Genomic DNA, 19,632 nt, shown 5'->3' with positions numbered 1-19,632 from the left:
CCGGCATCATCCCAATGCGACCGGCGTCCGCCGAGTCGGTGCAGACGCTGCCAGCTGATCGAAGGTAAGTATCATGGCCAACAAACCCCGCCCCGGAGCGGTGCGCAAGTCCAAGAAGGGCCCCACCACGGGCACCGGCGGGCACGGCCGCAAGGCTCTCGAAGGCAAGGGCCCGACGCCAAAGGCCGAGGACCGGCCCTACCACAAGGCCTACCGTGCCAAGCAGCTGTCCGAGCGTTCCTCCGCCCGTCGTGCCGGCGGCAAGTCCGCTCCCACCCGCCGTGCCGGCGGCAAGGCGGCCGAGGAGATGGTCACCGGGCGCAACTCCGTGGTGGAAGCGCTGCGCGGCGGCGTGCCCGCGAAGGCACTGTATGTCGCCGTCCGCGTGGAGATGGACGACCGGGTCAAGGAGTCGCTGAAGATCGCGGCCGAGCGCGGCATCCCCGTGCTGGAGGCGCAGAAGCCGGAACTGGACCGGATGACGGAGGACGCCGTCCACCAGGGCCTGGTCCTGCAGGTGCCGCCCTACGATTACCCGGACGCGCTGGACCTGGCCGAGGACACCATGGCCAAGTTCACCAAGGGCTACATCCGCAACGCACCGCTCTTCGTCGCGCTGGACGGCATCACGGATCCGCGCAACCTGGGCGCCATCATCCGTTCGGTGTCAGCGTTCAGCGGCCACGGCGTGATCGTGCCCGAACGACGGGCGGTCGGCATGACGGCCTCGGCGTGGAAGACCAGCGCCGGTGCGGCCGTCCGCGTCCCGGTGGCCCGCGCCGCCAACCTGAACAACACCCTGAAGGCCTTCAAGTCCATGGGAATCTTCGTCCTGGGCCTCGACGGCGGCGGCGACGTTTCGCTGCCCGGGCTGGAACTGGCCACGGAGCCGCTCTGCCTGGTGGTGGGCTCCGAAGGCAAGGGCCTCTCCCGCCTGGTGCGCGAGCACTGCGACCAGATTGTCTCCATCCCCATCGATTCCGACATGGAATCGCTGAACGCATCCATGGCCGTGGGCATCAGCCTCTACGAGGTCTCCCGGCAGCGCGCCGGGCAGTAGCCTTTCGTCGGAAGCAGACAGCCTTGGCCGAACCACAAGAAAAGATCCCCGCCGAACTCCGGCTCCGCCGCGACCACCTGTCGCGGCCCTTTCCGCTGGGCGTCAGCGACGCGGGGATCGATGCCGGCGGCCTGGTGAACGTGGCCGTCTTCGCCCCGGAGCTGAAGGCGGTGGATGTCCACTTCAAGGCCGGCGGACGGTGGTCCAGCGCCCCGCTGACCGAGCTGACCGACGGCGTCCACCACGGGGTGGTGTCCGGCCTGGGGGAGGGGAGCCGCTACGGCTTCTGGCCCCGCGGCGGCCAAGTGAGGCACGGCCAGCTGCTGGTGGACCCGTACGCGCGCGCCATCACGGACGACGGCGGGACCTTCCATTCCGTGTTCGTCGAACCTGGTTTCGACTGGGACGGCGCGCGGCCCCCGCAGGTTCCGTGGCGCGACACGGTGATCTATGAGTGCCACGTCAAGGGCCAGACCATGCTGCACCCGCAGATTCCGGCGGAACTGCGCGGCACCTATGCCGGGCTGGCCCATCCGGTGATGATTGACTACCTGCTGAACCTCGGCATCACCTCGGTCCAGCTGCTGCCCGTACACTTCCATCTGGACGAGCCGCACCTGCAGGAGCTCGGCCTGTCCAACTACTGGGGATACAACACCCTCGGCTTCTTCGCCCCGCACGAGGAGTACGCGACGACCGCGTCGCGCCGGGCGGGGCCGAAGGCCGTGCACGACGAATTCAAGACCATGGTGAAGACCCTGCACGAGGCCGGGCTCGAGGTGATCCTGGACGTGGTGTACAACCACACGGCCGAGGGCGGCAAACACCAGCGCACCTACTCGTACCGCGGCCTGGCCGACCATGCCTACTACCGCCACGACGCGCACGGCAACTACCTGGACACGACCGGTTGCGGCAACACCCTCAACCTCAACGAGCCCCGGGTACTCCAGCTGGTCATGGATTCGCTGCGCTACTGGATCGAAGAATTCCACATCGACGGCTTCCGCTTCGACCTGGCCGTCTCCCTGGCCCGGGACGAGAACAACCACTTCGACCCGAACCACCCTTTCCTCGCGGCGATCGCCGCCGATCCGGTGGTTTCCCGGGCCAAGCTGATCTCCGAACCGTGGGACGTCGGCCCGGGCGGCTGGCAGACCGGGAACTTCCCGCAGGGCTGGGCGGACTGGAACGACCGGTTCCGGGATGCGGCCCGCAGCTTCTGGCTGGAGGACGCCAACGCGCTGAACCACGGCGGGAGCGGCTCCTCGGTCGCGCGGCTGGCCAGCTGCCTCGCCGGCTCGGCCGAGGTCTTCGCCGGTTCCGGCCGCGGGCCGCTTGCATCGATCAATTTCGTCACCGCCCACGACGGCTTCACCCTGGCGGACCTGACATCCTTCGACCGCAAGCACAACGAGGACAACGGCGAGGAAAACCGGGACGGCACCAACCACAACCGCAGCTACAACCATGGTGTCGAAGGCGCCACCGGGGACAGCGCCTTGCTGGACGCCAGGGCCCGCGCGGCACGGAACCTGATGGCCACCCTGCTGCTCTCGCTCGGCGTCCCGATGATCACCGCCGGGGACGAGCTGGGGAAGACCCAGCACGGCAACAACAACGTGTACTGCCAGGACAACGAGCTCAGTTGGTTGCACTGGCTGCTGGACGACCGGCAGGAGCAGTTGCTCCGAACTACCCGGCGGCTGCTGCGGATCCGCAAGGTTTTCCTGGCCAACCAGCCGTACGGCTATCCGGCCACGGAACACGGCTCATACCTGCTGTGGTTCAACGAGTCCGGCGAGCCGATGACCCAGGACCAGTGGACGAACCCGTCCAGCCGCACCGTCCAGCTGCTGATGGGATCTCCCAGCGGCACCATCGACGGGCTGGTGGTTCTCAACGGCCGGCTCGAGCCGCGGAAGATCATGATGCCCAGCTCCGCGGCCCTGCGGGATTTCGGCGTGGCCGAGAACCACGGCCGGACCTTCGAATTGCTCCTGACGACCTCCGACTACGACGAACGCCGCCGCGGCGCGCGGATCGGGAGCGGGGAACGCGAAATCATCGGCGCCAATTCCATCAGCATCTACCGCGCCTGAATCCCCGTACAGTACAAAGGCGACAACGACGGCGGACCCCAAGGTCCGCCGTCGTTGTCGCCTTCAGTGCCGCCGGCGCTCTAGTACTGCCGCGGCTGGTCCTCCTGGACGTTGGTGCGGGCCTCATCGGCTCGCGACTTCACGTCCTCGGCGGCGTACTTGCCTTCTTCCTTGACGTGCTCGGCGGAATCCTGCGCCGAGGACTTGAGCTGTTCCGCCGCCTCGCGGGCCGGCTCCTTCAAGCCCTGGGCGACCTGCTGGGCGGAACCCTTGGCTTCCTCCACAAGGGGCTGGGCCTCTTCCTTCACGCGCTCGGCGGCGCGCTGTTCGGCCCTGGTAGCCGGGAATAGGGAGGAAACCAGCAGGCCGGCCCCGAAGGCGATCAGGCCGGCCGCCAGCGGGTTGCCCTCGGTCTTGCGGGCAATGGTGTGCGGCGCCTCTTGGACGGCATGGCCGGCGTCGTGCGCCGCGGAACGGGCGGAATCCGCCGTGTCGCGGACGGTGGACCTGGCGGAACCGACGGTGTCGTCCGCGCTTCCCATGACCTTGTCCTTGGCCCGGCTGAACGTGTCCTTTACTTTGTCGGTCTGCCGGTGCACGATGTTCGACGGCGAGACCTTCTCGGCTACGGCGTCCACATCGGTGCCCAAGCGGCCACGGGTGCGTTCGATATCGGCCCGGATTTCTTCAGGTGACTGGCTCATCGTGCATCCTCACTGGGTTTGAGAGTTTCGGGAATTTTCTTGACGGATTCCTGCGTCCGGGGGATACCTTGGACGCTCTTCAGCTGCTTCTTGCCAACGGCCGCGAGGATCGCTGCGATGATCGCCCAGATGACGGCCACGATGATCGCGGACCAGACGAAGCCTGAACCTTGGCCCATGACGAGGCCGAGCCCCCACCAGAGGGCGATCGAGAGGAAGAGCAGCACGAAGTGGCCGGCGATGCCCGCGCCGGTCAGCATTCCCGCGCCCTTGCCGGCACGGGTGGCTGACTCCTTGGCCTCAGCCTTCGCCAGCTCCAGTTCCTGCCGCATCAGCACGGACATGTCGCGCGAGACGTCGGAGAGCAGATCGCCGAGCGAGCTGGTTTCGGCCTTGACTTCGGCTTGCGTCGGGGGAACGTTTCCGGCTTCCGGGTAGCGTTCGCTCATCGGCTGCCACCGCCTTCAAAGGGATCCCGCTCGGGGATGGCCGTACCGCGGCGCAGGTCGGTGTCGGTCTCCGGGTAGCTGATGCTCTCCGGCGACCCCGCGGCACCGCCGACGGAGCCGGAGGTGTCGTACCGATCCGTGGCGCCGGTCGGAGTGGCAGTGGGGTAGCCGATCGTCTCCGGGTAGCCCGGGGCGCCGCCGTAGCCGGCCCCGGCCTGGCTGCCCGGTGCGGCATAGCCCCTGGCGCTCCGGGTGTCGTAGTCCGTGGTGCCCGCCCGGCGGGCCGATCCGCCGGTGCCGCTATCCGCGGTCAGCCCTCGGGTCAGCCGGCCGGCGACCAGGCCCGCGCCGGCGGCGATGGCCAGGAACGCGCCGGGCCGCTGCCGCGCGAACCGCTTGACCTCGTCGAGCAGCGAACCGGGATCCCTGTTCTCCAGCCAATCGGCGACGGAGCGGGCCTTGTCGGACGCTTGGCTGACCAGATGGGTCGCGTTGCCGGACTGCTCCGAGTTCCGCGCCATCGACGCGAGCTCTTCGCCGATGGACCGCAGGCCGGAGGCAACCTTCTGCTGCTGGGCACCGGCCTGGCTGTGAACGTTGTCGCCGAGCTGGGACATCAGCGAGCGGGCCTGTTCCTTGGCCTCGTGGGCGACCTGCTTCGCTTCGGTCTTAGCGGTTTCCGCCACGTGCTGGCCGGCGGCTGCGCCCTCGCGGCCCACTTCCTTGGCTTCCTGCTTGGCCGTTTCGGACTTGGACTGCTCCGGCTCGTAGGTCGTTACCGGTTCGGTGAGGGGCTCGGCCGGCCGCGCCGGCGGGAGGGTCTCGCCGCCGACTCCGCCCGGACGTCCAAAGGTGCCGCCTGTCGGGCCGAGGCCTGCGGTGTCGTCGTCGTAGTTTCCTGGGGTGTTGGTCGTCATAGCAATTCCTTCTCCTGGAGTCGGGTCAGTCGATGGGGCGGATGGGCAAACTAGGTGCGCCTGCTGTCCTCGCGGCTCTCGCCGAGGTCGCGACGCAGTGAACGTCCACGCTCTATGTCCTCCTTTTCCTTCTTGAGTTGCTTGTCGCTCTTGCGCGTGTCGCGCGGCGGCAGCTGGATGGTCTCTTCCGCCCCGATGCCTGCCTGCAGCTGGCGCCCGCGCTCGGCCTCAGCGTCGAATTCCGCGCCGAAAAGCAGCGACAGATTCGACAGGTAGAACCAGAGCAGCAGGACGATCACGCCGCCGATGGCGCCGTAGGTGCGGTTGTAGTTCGCGAAATTCGCGACGTAGAAGGCAAATCCCAACGTGGTGACCGCCAGGACCAGCAGGGCCAGGAACGCGCCCATGCTCATCCAGCGGAATTTCGGTTGCTTCACGTTCGGGGTCGCGTAGTACAACAGGGCGACCACGAGCACCGCGAAGGCAATGAGGATCGGCCACTTGGCGATATTCCAAGCGGTCAGCGCCGCATCGCCCAGGCCGATGGTCGCGCCGAGCGCCTCGGCAACCGGCCCCGACAGCACCAGGATCAGCATCATGGCGGCCGCGAGCAGCACGACGATGAGCGTGACCAGGAGCATGGCGGGCCGAAGCTTCCAGAAGGGCCTGCCTTCGTCGACCTCGTAGATGCGGTTCATCGCGCGGCCGAACGCCCCGACATACCCCGAGGCGGACCACAGGGCGCCCGCGATGCCGACGACGAGCGCCAGTCCGGCCGAAGGAGCATTTGCCAGCTGCTCGATCGGCTGCCGCAGGGTGTCGGCGGCCTGCCCGGGGGCTACCCGCTGAAGCGTGTCCAGCATCGCCGTCGTTGTCTGTTCCCCCTGGCCGACAATGCCGAGGATGGACACCAAGGCGAGCAGCGCCGGGAACAACGACAGCACAGCGTAGTAGGTGAGCGCCGCGGCCAGGTCGGTGCACTGGTCCGCGGAGAACTCGCGCACGGACTTGCGGAAGATGTACTTCCACGAGGGCTTCTTGACCTCGGCAGGAGTGTCCGGCTTCCGCTCATCCTCCGGATGGGGCGCCGTCGCCGCTTTCGACGAGCTGTTCTCTTTCTCCACGCCTCCTCCTTTCCCGGCTTCGTGTGTAAACGGGCGAACAAGACTCATGCTATTTCTAAGTATGCTTATAAGTAAGAGGGATGGGCAGAAAGGGCAACAATGAGGAAACCCACAGCGCGGGGACCGCTGAGCAGCGCACTACTCGCGAACATGGTCGAAGCCCCGCAGGAAAGGCTGCCGGAACCTTTGCCGCACCCCCGGCCGGACACCTGGCCTGAGCCGGAAGATTTTATGCACGACGGCGATGTGCAGCTCGCGCTGTTCTGCCTCTATGAACTGCATTATGGGGGCCTGGACGGCGTCGCCGACGGCTGGGAATGGCACCCGGAGCTGATCCGGGCGAGGACCGGCCTTGAGCGCAGCTTCGAAGGGGCTCTGCGCCGGATGGCTGTAGTGCCCCCGCTGCCCGAACCTGCCGCGGAGCCCGTTGCCGCTGGGCTGTTCGCCCTCACCGCGGACGACGGCGGTCCCAGCCTGTCGCGGTACGTCGCCAAGGAGGCAACAAGCGAGCAGCTGCGCGAGTTCCTGATCCTCCGCTCGATCTACCAGCTGAAGGAGGCGGACCCGCACAGCTGGGCGATCCCGCGCCTGGGCGGACGGGCCAAGGCAGCGCTGGTCGAGATCCAGTCGGACGAATACGGCGGCGGCCGGCCCGAGCGCATGCATTCGGGGCTGTTTGCCAGGGCGATGCGCGGAGCAGGGCTGGAGGACGCCTACGGCGCCTATATCGACGCGGTCCCCGCCGTGACCCTCGCCGCGGTCAACATGATGTCGCTGTTCGGCCTCAACCGCCGGCTCCGCGGAGCGATCGTGGGGCATCTGGCCGCGTACGAGATGACGTCGTCGATCCCCAACAAGCTGTACAGCCGAGGGTTCCGCCGGCTGGGCTACGGGGCCGACGTCCGCGACTACTTCGACGAGCACGTCGAGGCGGACGCCGTGCACGAACAGATTGCGGGCCGCGACATGGCAGGCGGGCTCGCCGAAGCGGAGCCCGCGCTGCTGGCCGATATCTTCTTCGGGGCTGCCGCCGCGCTCGCAGTGGACGCGCTCGCCGGCCGGCACCAGCTGGAGGCGTGGCAAGCGGGGCAGTCGGCGCTCCTGGTCCCCGCCGAAGCCCCGGCATGACAGCCTCGCCGGACCTGGCGGAGGCAGAGTACATTCTGCCGCTGCGCTGGTCCGAGGACGGGGGGCTCGAAGAGCTGACCGACTACCTGCGGGTGCTCTCCGGCTGGATCCGCATCACCGTGGTGGACGGCTCGCCGCCAGCGGTGTTCGAGGCACACCGGCGCGCGTGGCAGGACCTGGTCCGCCACATCCGTCCGGAACCGGGGCACGGCCGCAATGGCAAGGCAGCCGGCGTCATCACCGGAGTGCGCAGCAGCGAGAGCGAGTTCCTGGTCCTGGCGGACGACGACGTCCGGTACACGCTGCAAGGCCTGCGCCGGTTGGTGGCACTCCTCGTGGACGCAGAGCTCGTGCGGCCGCAGAACTACTTCCTCGAGTGGCCGTGGCACGCCCGGTGGGACACCGCGCGGACTCTGCTCAACCGGGCCTTCGGCTCCGACTATCCCGGGACGCTCGGCGTCCGGCGGAGCATGCTGGAGGCAACCGGCGGCTACGACGGCGAGGTCCTGTTCGAGAACCTGGAGTTGATCCGCACGGTCGAGGCGGCGGGCGGGCGGCAGGTGCGGGCGGACGGCCTGTACGTCGGCAGGATACCCCCGGCCTCGGCGCACTTTCGCCGACAACGGATCCGGCAGGCCTATGACAGCTTCGCCCAGCCGGGAAGGCTTGCCGCCGAGCTGTTGCTGCTGCCGCTCATCTGCTGGGCTGCGCGCAGGCCCGCGCGCCTGGTCCCGCTGCTTGCCGCCTCGATCGCCTTGGCCGAGGCCGGGCGGCGCCGGCACAACGGCACCGCGGTCTTCCCGCCGGGTTCGGCACTGTGGGCGCCCTGCTGGGTGCTCGAGCGCGCGGTCTGCAGCTGGCTGGCCGTCGGCCTGCGGCTGGCCGGCGGGGTGCACTATGCCGGCGGGCGGATTCCACGGGCCGGGACATCCGCCCGGCAACTGCGACGACGCTATCGGACGCAGGCCGCCGGTGCTCCGATCCAACAACGAGGAGGCCAACGAGCATGGCTGTGAGAGCAACGAACCCCGAGCCCGCGGCGACAGCGGACCAACCGGAGGAGGCCGAAGCAAGACCGCGCCCGGAGCCAGCTGCGGCGGCCGGGCGGCGACCGGAAGAGCCGACCGTCGAACCGCTCCCGAAGCCAGCGGCAGCGACGGTGGTGGCCTGTCCTAACGGGCCGCTGCTGCTGCGCGGAGACGTCGAAATCCTGACGGAAACAGGCGAGCCGGTGCCGCGCCTGCGCCGGACCGTGGCCCTGTGCCGCTGCGGCGCATCTTCCATCAAGCCCTACTGCGACGGCACGCACAAGCTCACCGGTTTCACCACCGGGCCGACGCCCTCCGCCGCCGGCCCGGTACAGGACGGCTGACCGGCCCGGCAGCGTGACCGATCAGGCGTTGGTGACCAGGCCCAGTTCCGACTTGGAGGCCAGCGACGGGTGGTGCGGAAGGACACGGACCGTGTAGCCGAAGGAGCCGGAGCGGTCGATCTGGACCTCGCCGGAGAACAGGAAGCGGCCGTCGCCGAGGTCTTCCTTCAGCGCGAGCTGGTCGAAGGAGGTATCGAGCAGCTCATCGCCCTCGCTGACCTTGCCGTGCGCAACTTCCACACAGACATCATCGGGGACCAGGGAACCGAGCTGGATGAAGGCACTGACGCGGACGAGATCGCCGATCTGCGGGTCGTCCTGCATCCCGAGGGAGTCCACATGCTCGACGGCGACGTCCTTCCACGTGTGGTGGATGCGCGTGGTCCAGCCGGCGAGGTTCCGCGCCGCCGAGAAACCGTTCTTCCTGATCATTCGGCCCGAGGTGCAGGCCGGCGTGTACAGCTGGCGCACGTAGTCCTCGACCATCCGCTCGGCAGAAACGGCCGGCCCCAGGTTCGCGAGGGTGTGCCGGATCATCGCGATCCACTGATGCGGCAGCTGATCGTCGGTGGCCAGGGGCTCGGAAGGGCCCGCGGCCCCGGCGCCCTCGGCGGCTTCGTCCGCGTAGAAGCGCGGCGCCACGTGGTTCTCCAGGAGCCCGTACAGCGCCGAGGCCTCGATGTCGTCCCGCTCGTCGGCGCTGAACAGCGAATCGGCCCCGCTCGCGGTCGACGGGTTGGCGGTCGGGATCGCCCAGCCGTTGTCGCCGTCGTACATTTCGTCCCACCAGCCGTCCAGCACAGACAGGTTGAGGCCGCCGTTGATCGCCGCCTTCATGCCCGAGGTGCCGCAGGCCTCCAGCGGACGAAGCGGATTGTTCAGCCAGACGTCGCAGCCCGGGAACAGCGTGCGGGCCATGGCGATGTCGTAGTTGGGCAGGAAGACAATCCGGTGGCGGATCTCCGGGTCGTCGGTGAAGCGGACCAGGTCCTGGATCATGCGCTTGCCCTGCTCGTCCGCCGGATGCGACTTGCCCGCGATGACCAGCTGGATGGGGTGGTCCGGATGCAGCAGCAGCGCCTTCAGCCGCGCGGGGTCGCGCAGCATCAGGGTCAGGCGCTTGTACGTCGGCACGCGCCGGGCGAAGCCGATGGTCAGGACGTCCGGATCCAGCACATGGTCGGTCCAGGCGAGTTCCGCGTCGGTCGCGCCGCGCTTCTTCCAGGAGGAACGCAGCCGGCGGCGGACGTCCTCGATCAGGTTGCCGCGCAGTTCACGCCGCAGCTGCCAGATTTCGGCGTCGGAGACGTCGTAGACCCTGTCCCACTGCCGTTCCCGGACGCTGCCGTTACCGAACTTGGCCAGGGCCAGCTCGGCGATGCGCGGATCCACCCAGGTCGGCACATGGACGCCGTTGGTGACGGAGCTGATCGGCACCTCGTTGGTGTCGAAGCCCGGCCACAGCCCCGAGAACATCCCCCGCGAGACTACGCCATGCAGCTTGGCCACGCCGTTGGCCCGCTGTGCCAGCCGCAGGCCCATCACGGCCATGTTGAACTTGATCGGATCCCCGCCGCTGTAGTTCTCCTCGCCGAGCGCCAGGATTTTGTCGATGGGGACGTTCGGTGCCAGCCCGGCCCGGAAGAAGTGCCCCACCTGCAGCCGCTCGAAGCGGTCGATGCCGGCCGGCACGGGAGTGTGGGTGGTGAAGACCGTGTTGGCCCGGCCCGCCGCGAGGGCCTCGTCCCAGCTGAGCCCCTCGTCCATGAGCTCGCGGATGCGTTCGATGCCGAGGAAGCCGGCGTGGCCCTCGTTCGTGTGGAAGACCTCGGGCGCCGCGCAGCCGGTCAGCCGCTGGAAGATGCGCAGCGCCTTGACGCCGCCCATGCCGAGCAGGAGTTCCTGCTGCAGCCGGTGGTCGCCGCCGCCGCCGTAGAGCCGGTCGGTGATGTGCCGGGCAGCCTCGTCGTTGCCGGCCACATTCGAGTCGAGTAGCAGCAGCGGGACGCGTCCGACGTCGGCGCGCCAGATGTGCGCCAGCAGGCGGCGGTCGTTGGGGAGCGGCAGTTCCACCTGTGCAGGGGTCCCGTCCGCCTCGCGCAGCAGCGAGAGGGGGAGCCCGTCCGGGTCCAGCACCGGGTAGGTTTCCTGCTGCCAGCCGTCGCGGCTCAGGGACTGCTTGAAGTAACCGGCGGCGTACAGCAGCCCGACGCCGATCAGCGGCACGCCCAGGTCGGACGCGGCCTTCAGATGGTCGCCCGCGAGGATGCCCAGGCCGCCGGAATACTGCGGCAGCACCGACGCGATGCCGTACTCGGGGGAGAAATAGGCGATGGATTTCGGCGCATCGGCGCCCAGGCTCTGGTACCAGCGGCTGCCGGTCAGGTAGCGGTCCAGGTCCTGGCTCACCTCGTGGACCCGCGCGACCAGGTCCTCGTCCGCGGCGAGCGCGTGCAGCTGCTCGCGGCTGAAGGAGCCGAGCAGCGCCACCGGGTCGTGGCTCTGCCGCCACAGCTTGGGATCCAGGCGCTCGAACAGCTGCTGGGTTGGCCGATGCCAGGACCAGCGCAAATTGCTCGCCAGCCGCGCCAGCGGCTGGATTCGCTCGGGAAGTACAGTGCGGACGGTAAACCTGCGGATTGCCTTCACCCGGCCTACGGTAGCGCAGATCACGCCGGCGCATGGTTTCGGAATTGTAAACGCTACGCGAACGCGTCGTTTTTGTTCCGGCTTCGGGCTTGGCCTTAGCAAACGGCCCTTTTTGTCGCTAACGTCTAGCGTGTGAGCACATTCACCGAGGATCCGCGCCCAGCCCCGTCCCAGGCCCACCTGCGTTTCGGCAGGATTCCGATCACCGACGTCGCCCCGGTGATCGAAAGCGGCCGCTTCCCGGCCAAGGCGATCGAGGGCGAAGACATCCCCGTCGCCGCTACGGTCTTCCGCGAGGGCCACGACCGGATCGGCGTCACGGTCGTCCTCTATGACCCGGACTCCAACGCCGTGCAGCGCCGCCAGTTGGATCCGCCCGCCAAGGGCCTGGACCGCTGGCACGGCGTCGTTCGCCCCGGCGCCCCGGGACTCTGGAGCTTCGCGATCGAAGGCTGGGCGGACCTTTACGCCACCTGGCACCACAACGCTGAAGTCAAGATTGCCGCCGGCGTCGATGTGGACCTGATGCTGGCCGAGGGCGTCCACCTGTTCAACGAAGCCGCGGCGCAGGAGGGGAGGCCCGCGGACAACGCCGAAGTGCTGCGCCAGGCGGCCGGTATCCTCGCCGACGGCGGCCGTTCGGTGGAGGAGCGACTGGCCGCCGGCGGCTCGCACGAGGTGCTCTCCGCGGTCCGCAGCCATCCCATCCGCAGCCTCGTCACGACGTCGGAAAAGTACCCCTTGCTGGTGGAACGCGAGCGGGCCGGCCGCGGCGCATGGTACGAGTTCTTCCCCCGTTCTGAGGGCGCGGTCTTCGACCATGCCGCAAACACCTGGACTTCGGGTAACTTCACGACGGCGGCGCGTCGCCTTCCGGCCGTGGCCGCCATGGGCTTCGACGTCATCTACCTGCCGCCGATCCACCCGATCGGGTTCATCAACCGCAAGGGACCGAACAACACGCTGCACGCCGGTCCGATGGACCCGGGTTCGCCGTGGGCCATCGGTGCCGCGTCCGGTGGCCACGACGCCATCCACCCGGACCTGGGCAATTTCGACGATTTCGATGCCTTCGTCGCGGCCGCCGCGTCGAACGGCCTCGAAGTGGCGCTCGACCTGGCGCTCCAGGCGGCGCCGGACCACCCGTGGGCCACCGAACACCCGGAGTGGTTCACGACGCGGCTGGACGGCACCATCGCCTACGCCGAGAACCCGCCGAAGAAGTACCAGGACATCTATCCGCTGAACTTCGACAACGATCCGGACGGCCTCTCGGAGGAAGTGCTCCGCATCGTCCGGCTGTGGATCAGCCACGGCGTGAAGATCTTCCGTGTGGATAACCCGCACACCAAGCCGGTCTGGTTCTGGGAATGGCTGATCGGCGAGGTAAACCGCACCGATCCGGACGTCGTCTTCCTCGCCGAGGCCTTCACCCGGCCCGCGATGATGCACGCGTTGGGCCGCGCCGGTTTCCAGCAGTCCTATAGCTACTTCACATGGCGCAATACGAAGCAGGAGATCGAGGAGTACTTCAGCGAGGTCAGCCACGACAGCGCCGATTACTTCCGGCCGAACTTCTTCGTGAACACCCCGGACATCCTCACCGAGTACCTGCAGTACGGGGGACCGGCCGCGTTCAAGATCCGCGCAGTGCTGGCCGCGACCGGCAGCCCGCTCTGGGGTGTCTATGCCGGGTATGAACTGTGCGAGCACGTCGCCCGGCCCGGCGCCGAGGAGTACATCGACAACGAGAAGTACGAGTACAAGGCCCGCGACTTCACGGCCGCCGAGGCCGAGGGCCGCTCGTTGGCGCCTTACCTGACCAGGCTCAACGGGATCCGGCGATCCCACCCGGCGCTCGGCGAACTGCGGAACCTGACCGTCCACAGCAGCACGGACGACGCGACCGTGGTCTACTCCAAACACAAGGAAGACCTGCCGGGCGGGGGCAAGGACACGATCATCGTCGTCGTCAACGTGGACCCGCACAGCGCCCGCGAATCGACGGTCAGCCTGAACCTGGGTGCGCTTGGCCTTGACCAGCAGGATCTGGGCGAGGACGGCCTCTTCTGGGTGGATGACCTCATCACCGGCGAGAGTTGGCGCTGGGGCGAGCACAACTACGTCCGCCTGGACGCTTACCGGGAGCCCGCCCACGTCCTGCACATCCGGAGGAGCCGCTAGTGGCCAATCCGTTCCAACTGCACGCACCCGGCCTCGCCCATGATCCGCACTGGTACCGCAAAGCGGTCTTCTACGAAGTGCTGGTCCGCGGGTTTGCCGATGCGAACGGGGACGGATCCGGCGATTTCTCCGGCCTGATCGAGAAGCTTGACTACCTGCAGTGGCTGGGAATCGATTGCCTGTGGATCCCGCCGTTCTTCAAGTCGCCGCTGCGCGACGGCGGCTACGACATTGCGGACTACTACGATGTGCTGGACGAGTTCGGGACGATCAGCGATTTCAAGCGCCTCGTCGCCGAAGCCCACGCCCGGGGCGTGCGCGTCATCATCGACCTTCCGTTGAACCACACCTCGGACCAGCACCATTGGTTCGAGGCTTCGCGGCGGGAACCCGATGGTCCGTTCGGCGACTTCTACGTCTGGAGCGACACGGACGAGAAGTACCAGGACGCGCGCATCATCTTCGTCGACACCGAGGAATCGAACTGGACGTTCGATCCGATCCGGCGCCAGTTCTTCTGGCACCGATTCTTCAGCCACCAGCCGGACCTGAACTACGAGAACCCCAAGGTCATCGAGGCCGTTTTCGACGTGGTCAGGTTCTGGCTGGACCAGGGCATCGATGGCTTCCGGGCCGATGCCATTCCGTACCTGTTCGAGGAAGACGGCACCAACTGCGAGAACCTGCCCGCGACGCACCGGTTCCTGCAGGACCTGCGCGCCATGGTGGACGCCGAATACCCCGGCCGCGTCATCATCGCCGAGGCGAACCAGATGCCGAACGAAGTGGTCGAGTACTTCGGGCAGCGGGACGACGCGGACGGCTTCGTTCCCGAGTGCCACATGTGCTTCCACTTCCCGATCATGCCCCGGCTTTTCTACGCGCTGCGGGACCAGAAGGCCGCACCGATCATCCGGACCATGGAGGAAACGCCCGACATCCCGACGGGGGCGCAGTGGGGCACCTTCCTGCGGAACCACGACGAGCTGACGCTCGAGATGGTGACCAACGAGGAGCGGGAAGCCATGCTCGGCTGGTACGCTCCGGACTCCCGGATGCGTGCGAACATCGGCATCCGGCGGAGGCTGGCGCCGCTGCTGGACAATTCCCGCGCCGAACTGGAACTCATCCACGCGCTGCTGCTGTCCCTCCCGGGCAGCCCGTTCCTGTACTACGGGGACGAGATCGGAATGGGCGACAACATCTGGCTCGACGACCGGGATGCCTCGAGGACGCCCATGCAGTGGAATCCGGACCGCAACGCCGGCTTCTCCACCGCCGACCCCGGCAAGCTCTACCTGCCGGTCGTCCAGTCGCTCGTCTACAACTACAACTACGTCAACGTCGAGGCCCAGCTGGCCCACAGCAGCTCGCTCCTCCACTGGGTCCGGCAGATGCTCGCGGTCCGCAAGTCACATCCCGCCTTCGGCCTCGGCATCTACCGCAACGTGCCGACCGAGGCGGAAACGGTGCTGGCGTTCCTGCGGGAAATCCCGGCGGACGATCCCTCGGGTGCCGAACCGGAGTCCCTGCTCTGCATCTTCAATCTTTCCCAGCACCCGGTCGCGGCATCGCTGCGGCTGCCCCAGTTCGCCGGACGCGGCCTCCGTGATCTCTTCGGCGGCCTGCCGTTCCCCGTCCTCGATGACGCCGGCCAGGTGACACTAACCCTGGGAAGCCACGATTTCTTTTGGCTGCGCATCCGCTCAGCCCGATCCAATCCGGCATCGCCGGTGACCGAAGCCATCCCCGTGATCACTCCGGTGAGCACCCGAACAGAGGTCGAATCCCCGTGAAGACTCCCGTACTGACACTGCCCGAACTGCTGCGCGACTGGCTGCCCGGCCAGCGCTGGTTCCCCGCGCAAGGCAAGGACATCTCGCTCCAGCGCCTCGGCGGGGTGCGGCTACAGGACCCAAGCGGCGAGGCCGGCCTCGAAGTGCACATCGCCGCCGTCGAGACCGACGAGGACTCCCTCGTCGTCAACGTGCCGGTCAGCATCCGCACACGGCCCCTCGAGGGCGGTGACCAGGCCCTGATCGGCAAGCTCGGGCCGGATGCCGAACACGTGGACGAGCGGTGGGTCTACGACGGCACCCACGACCCGGTCTTCATCGCGGCCTGGCTGGAGCTGATGCGGGCGGAATCGGAGACCTCCGACGGCCGGACCCGCGGCCACGCCGGCGCCGGCTTCGCGGACCGCCAGCCTTTCACTCTGCCGCTCGACGCCTCGGTGCTGCCCGGCGAACAGTCCAACACCTCCGTCGTCGTCAAGCGCGACGAAGAAGCCCTGATCGTGAAGTTCTTCCGCGTGCTCGAGGCCGGACCCAACCCGGATGTGGAGATCGGCGCTGTCCTCAGCGAAACGGGGGCACACGAAGTTCCGGCCACGTACGGCTGGGTCACCGGCGGCTGGCTGACTCCCGGCCAGGATGCCTCTTCCGAGGCCGATGAACTGTGGGACTCCGGCCACTTGAGCGTGCTCCGCGAGTACATCAGCAACAGCGAAGACGCCTGGCGCAGCGCGTCCGCGGCGGCCGTGGCCAACACCGACTTCACCAGCGAGGCGGAGGAACTGGGCCGCACCACCGCCCGGATCCACCGCCGGCTGCGGGACGGTTTCGGCGGCCACCAGGCCACGGACGAGGAGTTCGCGGTTCTGGTGCGCGACCTGCAGGAGCGGATCCGCTGGGGCTGGCAGCAGGCGGGCGCCGCCGTCGGTCCCTACAACGACACCGTCGAGGACCTGCTGACCCGGCTCGCCGAGCTGAAGGAACGGCCGGAGGTCCAGCGCATCCACGCGGACTACCATCTGGGCCAGGTGCTGCACTCCGCCGAGCGCGGCTGGGTCGTGCTGGACTTCGAGGGCGAGCCGCTGCGGCCGCTGAGTAGCCGCGGCGCCGATGACGTGGTGCTGCGGGACGTGGTCGGCATGCTCCGGTCCTTCGACTATGCCGGTGGCGTGGCCGTCACCTCGGCCGCCGGCGATAACGCGGCGGAGACGGAAGCCGCCGCGGAGCGCTGGGTCGATGCTGCCACCCGGGCCTTCACCGCTGGTTATGAGAGCGAATCGGGCACGCAGGTGGACAGCGGCTCCCCATTGTTCCTCGGCCTTTGGCTGGACAAGGCACTCTATGAAGTCGTTTACGAGCAGCGGAACCGGCCCCAGTGGCTCAACGTGCCGGTCAAGGCCGTGCGCCGCGGCCTGGAGCAGCTCCGCGGCGGAACCAGCGGGGCGCGCCGCCAGCCCGACGGCCCGAAGCACGCGGCTGAGCCGGCCGCCGCGTCACTGCCACTCGCGGAGACCTCCACCCTCGCCGGCGATCCCGTACACATCGACTCACACGTCCTCGCCGCCGTCGCACACGGAAGCTACTACCAACCGCACGCCGTGCTGGGAGCGCACCTCGACGACCACGGCAATGTAACGGTCCGGACGCTGCGGCCGCTGGCCGATTCGGTCACGCTGGTCACCCCGGCCGCGCGCGTGCCGATGAGGCATGAACAGGACGGCATCTGGGTCGCCACGCTGCCAGCCGAACGCGCCGGCCACGTGCCGGATTACCGGCTGCAGGTCGCCTACAGCGGCGGTGCCCCCGAGATCGTGGACGATCCGTACCACTACCTGCCGACCGTCGGAGAAATCGACCTGCACCTGATCGGCGAAGGCCGGCACGAAACGCTGTGGACCGTCCTGGGATCCCACGTGCGGCACTACACCTCGACGCTCGGCGAGGTGACCGGCACGAGCTTTGCGGTGTGGGCCCCCAACGCCCAGGCCGTTCGCGTGAAGGGCGATTTCAACGGCTGGAACGGAAGCATCCACGGCATGCGCTCCATGGGCGGGTCGGGCGTATGGGAACTGTTCATTCCCGGCGTCGCCTCCGGCAGCATCTACAAGTTCGAACTGCTCGGCCGCGACGGGCACTGGCACGAAAAGGCGGACCCGCTCGCCCGCTGGACCGAAGTGCCCCCGCTGACCGGCTCCCGCGTGGTGGATTCGCGCTACAGCTTTACGGATTCGGAATGGATGGCCCGCCGCGCGGCCCGGGACCCGCACAACTCGCCCATGAGCGTCTATGAGGTCCATCTCGGCTCCTGGCGGCTCGGGCTGGACTACCGCGACCTGGCCGAAGAACTGGTCGACTATGTCCGGTGGCACGGCTTCACCCACGTCGAGTTCATGCCCGTGGCGGAGCACCCGTTCGGCGGCTCTTGGGGCTACCAGGTCACGTCGTACTTCGCGCCGACTTCCCGGTTCGGCCACCCCGACGACTTCAAGTACCTGGTGGACAAACTGCACGCCGCCGGGATCGGCGTCATCGTCGACTGGGTGCCCGCGCACTTCCCCAAGGACAGCTGGGCGCTCGCCAGGTTCGACGGGGAACCGCTGTACGAGCATGCGGACCCGCGGCTGGGCGAGCACCCGGACTGGGGCACGCTCATCTTCGACTTCGGCCGCACGGAGGTACGCAACTTCCTGGTCGCCAACGCGCTGTACTGGCTCGAGGAATTCCATATCGACGGGCTGCGGGTCGACGCGGTCGCCTCGATGCTCTACCGCGACTACTCGCGCAAGGACGGTGAATGGTTCCCTAACGTCCACGGCGGCCGGGAGAACCTGGAGGCGATCTCGTTCCTGCAGGAAGTCAACGCCACGGCGTATAAGCGCGTCCCGGGCATCGTCACCATTGCGGAAGAGTCCACAGCGTTCGACGGCGTGACCCGGCCAACCAGCGCGGGCGGCCTCGGTTTCGGGCTGAAGTGGAACATGGGCTGGATGCACGACACCCTCGAGTACATCGCCGAGGACCCGATGTACCGCGTCTATCACCACAACAAGGCCACGTTCTCGATGGTCTACGCCTACACAGAGAACTTCCTGCTGCCTATCAGCCACGACGAGGTCGTGCACGGCAAGGGCTCGATGCTCCGGAAGATGCCGGGGGACCGCTGGCAGCAGCTGGCCAACCTCCGTGCCTACCTGGCGTTCCAGTGGGCCCATCCGGGCAAGCAGCTGATCTTCATGGGCACCGAATTCGGCCAGGAATCCGAGTGGTCGGAACAGCACGGGCTGGACTGGTGGCTCGCGGAAAACGTGCCGCACAAGGGCCTGCAGAAGCTGGTCCGCCAGCTGAACACGCTCTACACCGAGACCCCCGCCCTGTACGAGCGGGACAACGAGCCCGCGGGCTTCCAGTGGATTGATGAGAACGACGGCACCCGCAACACCCTGTCGTTCATCCGCTGGGATACCCACGGAAACCCGCTGGTCTGCGTCGTGAACTTCGCCGGGCACCCTCACGAGAGCTTCCGCCTCGGGTTGCCGTGGGCCGGCAGCTGGAGCGAGGTGCTCAATACCGACGACGAGGAGTTCGGCGGGTCCGGGGTCGGCAACAAGGGAAGCATCGAAGGCACCGAGGGTGCCTGGAACGGACATCCGGCCTCCGCGGTTGTCAACGTCCCGCCGCTCGGCGCGCTCTACCTCAAGCCCACGCCGCGGGCCTGACCCGAGGGCCGAATCCGATCCTCGGGCCGGCGGGGCCTACAGGCCCCGTCGGCCGCTGCTCGGTGGCGGAACCAGCTGGCTCTGCCAAGGCGGCACCCGGAATTTACATTCCCGTAACCGAGGTGTATAGTTTTTATCGCGCTGAACGGAACGTTGACAGCCCGAATCCCGCGTGTAGCTCCGGTCAAAGATCGGACGGCACGAAGCGGGGCAGGGCGATTTGACGGGAACGGGAAGCGCAGGTAAGTTAGGAAAGTTGCTCCGGAGCGATGGAGGGCCCTCTTGTGGGGGTTCTGCTGGTGCTGGGTGCTCCTGTTGTTTGAGAACTCAATAGTGTGCCAAGTTTGTTGATACCAATTGTTTTATTGGTTGAATTATTGTCGTGGTGTGCCACCCCCGTGGTGTGCTGCGATGTTTTTTAGCCTGGATTTGAA

At 67.7% G+C, this 19,632-nt stretch carries 13 protein-coding genes; 8 read left to right on the top strand and 5 right to left on the bottom strand.

Annotation, left to right across the window (positions count from 1 at the left end; genetic code table 11):
• Positions 1 to 73 precede the first annotated feature (73 nt).
• Positions 74 to 1,060: a 23S rRNA (guanosine(2251)-2'-O)-methyltransferase RlmB gene (rlmB, locus tag OC550_RS20495; RefSeq protein WP_262107801.1), complete on the top strand. Its 987-nt coding sequence runs from the start codon at positions 74 to 76 to the stop codon at positions 1,058 to 1,060.
• A gap of 23 nt (positions 1,061 to 1,083) precedes the next feature.
• On the top strand, positions 1,084 to 3,162 hold the full coding sequence (gene glgX / locus OC550_RS20490) for a glycogen debranching protein GlgX (RefSeq protein WP_262107800.1): 2,079 nt from the start codon (positions 1,084 to 1,086) through the stop codon (positions 3,160 to 3,162).
• 80 nt (positions 3,163 to 3,242) lie between these two features.
• On the opposite strand, the gene OC550_RS20485 is transcribed toward glgX, so the two are convergent.
• Genes OC550_RS20485 through OC550_RS20470 form a run of 4 tightly spaced genes read right to left on the bottom strand, consistent with a single transcriptional unit; the run spans position 3,243 to position 6,356 of the window.
• Positions 3,243 to 3,866, bottom strand: coding sequence for a DUF3618 domain-containing protein (locus OC550_RS20485; RefSeq protein WP_262107799.1), 624 nt, complete (start codon positions 3,864 to 3,866; stop codon positions 3,243 to 3,245).
• Entirely contained in the window at positions 3,863 to 4,315 is a 453-nt protein-coding gene (locus OC550_RS20480) for a phage holin family protein (protein WP_262107798.1), read from the bottom strand. The genes OC550_RS20485 and OC550_RS20480 overlap by 4 nt, the downstream gene beginning before the upstream one ends.
• On the bottom strand, positions 4,312 to 5,232 hold the full coding sequence (locus OC550_RS20475; protein WP_262107797.1) for a hypothetical protein: 921 nt from the start codon (positions 5,230 to 5,232) through the stop codon (positions 4,312 to 4,314). Before OC550_RS20475 ends, OC550_RS20480 begins: the two co-directional genes overlap by 4 nt.
• A 50-nt stretch (positions 5,233 to 5,282) precedes the next feature.
• Positions 5,283 to 6,356 (bottom strand): YihY/virulence factor BrkB family protein, encoded by a 1,074-nt coding sequence (locus OC550_RS20470; RefSeq protein WP_262107796.1) that lies wholly within the window; start codon positions 6,354 to 6,356, stop codon positions 5,283 to 5,285.
• Between the two features lie 99 nt (positions 6,357 to 6,455).
• Here OC550_RS20470 and OC550_RS20465 point away from each other — a divergent pair, with 99 nt between their 5' ends.
• Genes OC550_RS20465 through OC550_RS22325 form a run of 3 tightly spaced genes read left to right on the top strand, consistent with a single transcriptional unit; the run spans position 6,456 to position 8,856 of the window.
• A complete protein-coding gene (locus OC550_RS20465) occupies positions 6,456 to 7,484 on the top strand; it encodes an iron-containing redox enzyme family protein (RefSeq protein ID WP_262107795.1) in 1,029 nt (342 codons plus the stop codon).
• A complete protein-coding gene (locus OC550_RS20460; RefSeq protein ID WP_262107794.1) occupies positions 7,481 to 8,500 on the top strand; it encodes a glycosyltransferase family 2 protein in 1,020 nt (339 codons plus the stop codon). The genes OC550_RS20465 and OC550_RS20460 overlap by 4 nt, the downstream gene beginning before the upstream one ends.
• The gene (locus OC550_RS22325) at positions 8,491 to 8,856 is read left to right on the top strand and encodes a CDGSH iron-sulfur domain-containing protein (RefSeq protein WP_306556948.1); all 366 of its coding nucleotides are present in this window, start codon (positions 8,491 to 8,493) and stop codon (positions 8,854 to 8,856) included. Before OC550_RS20460 ends, OC550_RS22325 begins: the two co-directional genes overlap by 10 nt.
• 21 nt (positions 8,857 to 8,877) lie before the next feature.
• Here OC550_RS22325 and glgP read toward each other — a convergent pair whose 3' ends face one another.
• On the bottom strand, positions 8,878 to 11,505 hold the full coding sequence (glgP, locus tag OC550_RS20450; RefSeq protein WP_262107793.1) for an alpha-glucan family phosphorylase: 2,628 nt from the start codon (positions 11,503 to 11,505) through the stop codon (positions 8,878 to 8,880).
• Between the two features lie 132 nt (positions 11,506 to 11,637).
• Here glgP and OC550_RS20445 point away from each other — a divergent pair, with 132 nt between their 5' ends.
• Genes OC550_RS20445 through glgB form a run of 3 tightly spaced genes read left to right on the top strand, consistent with a single transcriptional unit; the run spans position 11,638 to position 19,198 of the window.
• A complete protein-coding gene (locus OC550_RS20445; protein WP_262107792.1) occupies positions 11,638 to 13,689 on the top strand; it encodes an alpha-1,4-glucan--maltose-1-phosphate maltosyltransferase in 2,052 nt (683 codons plus the stop codon).
• Positions 13,689 to 15,485 carry a maltose alpha-D-glucosyltransferase gene (gene treS, locus OC550_RS20440; protein WP_262107791.1) on the top strand — a complete coding sequence of 599 codons (1,797 nt, stop codon included), beginning with the start codon at positions 13,689 to 13,691 and terminating at the stop codon, positions 15,483 to 15,485. Before OC550_RS20445 ends, treS begins: the two co-directional genes overlap by 1 nt.
• Entirely contained in the window at positions 15,482 to 19,198 is a 3,717-nt protein-coding gene (gene glgB, locus OC550_RS20435; protein ID WP_262107790.1) for a 1,4-alpha-glucan branching protein GlgB, read from the top strand. The genes treS and glgB overlap by 4 nt, the downstream gene beginning before the upstream one ends.
• Positions 19,199 to 19,632: the final 434 nt, after the last annotated feature.

The sequence above is a fragment of the Arthrobacter sp. Marseille-P9274 genome (assembly GCF_946892675.1).
GTDB lineage: Bacteria > Actinomycetota > Actinomycetes > Actinomycetales > Micrococcaceae > Crystallibacter.
The sequence above is the reverse complement of the archived record's forward strand: the minus strand, read 5'-3'. Positions and strand labels throughout refer to the sequence as shown.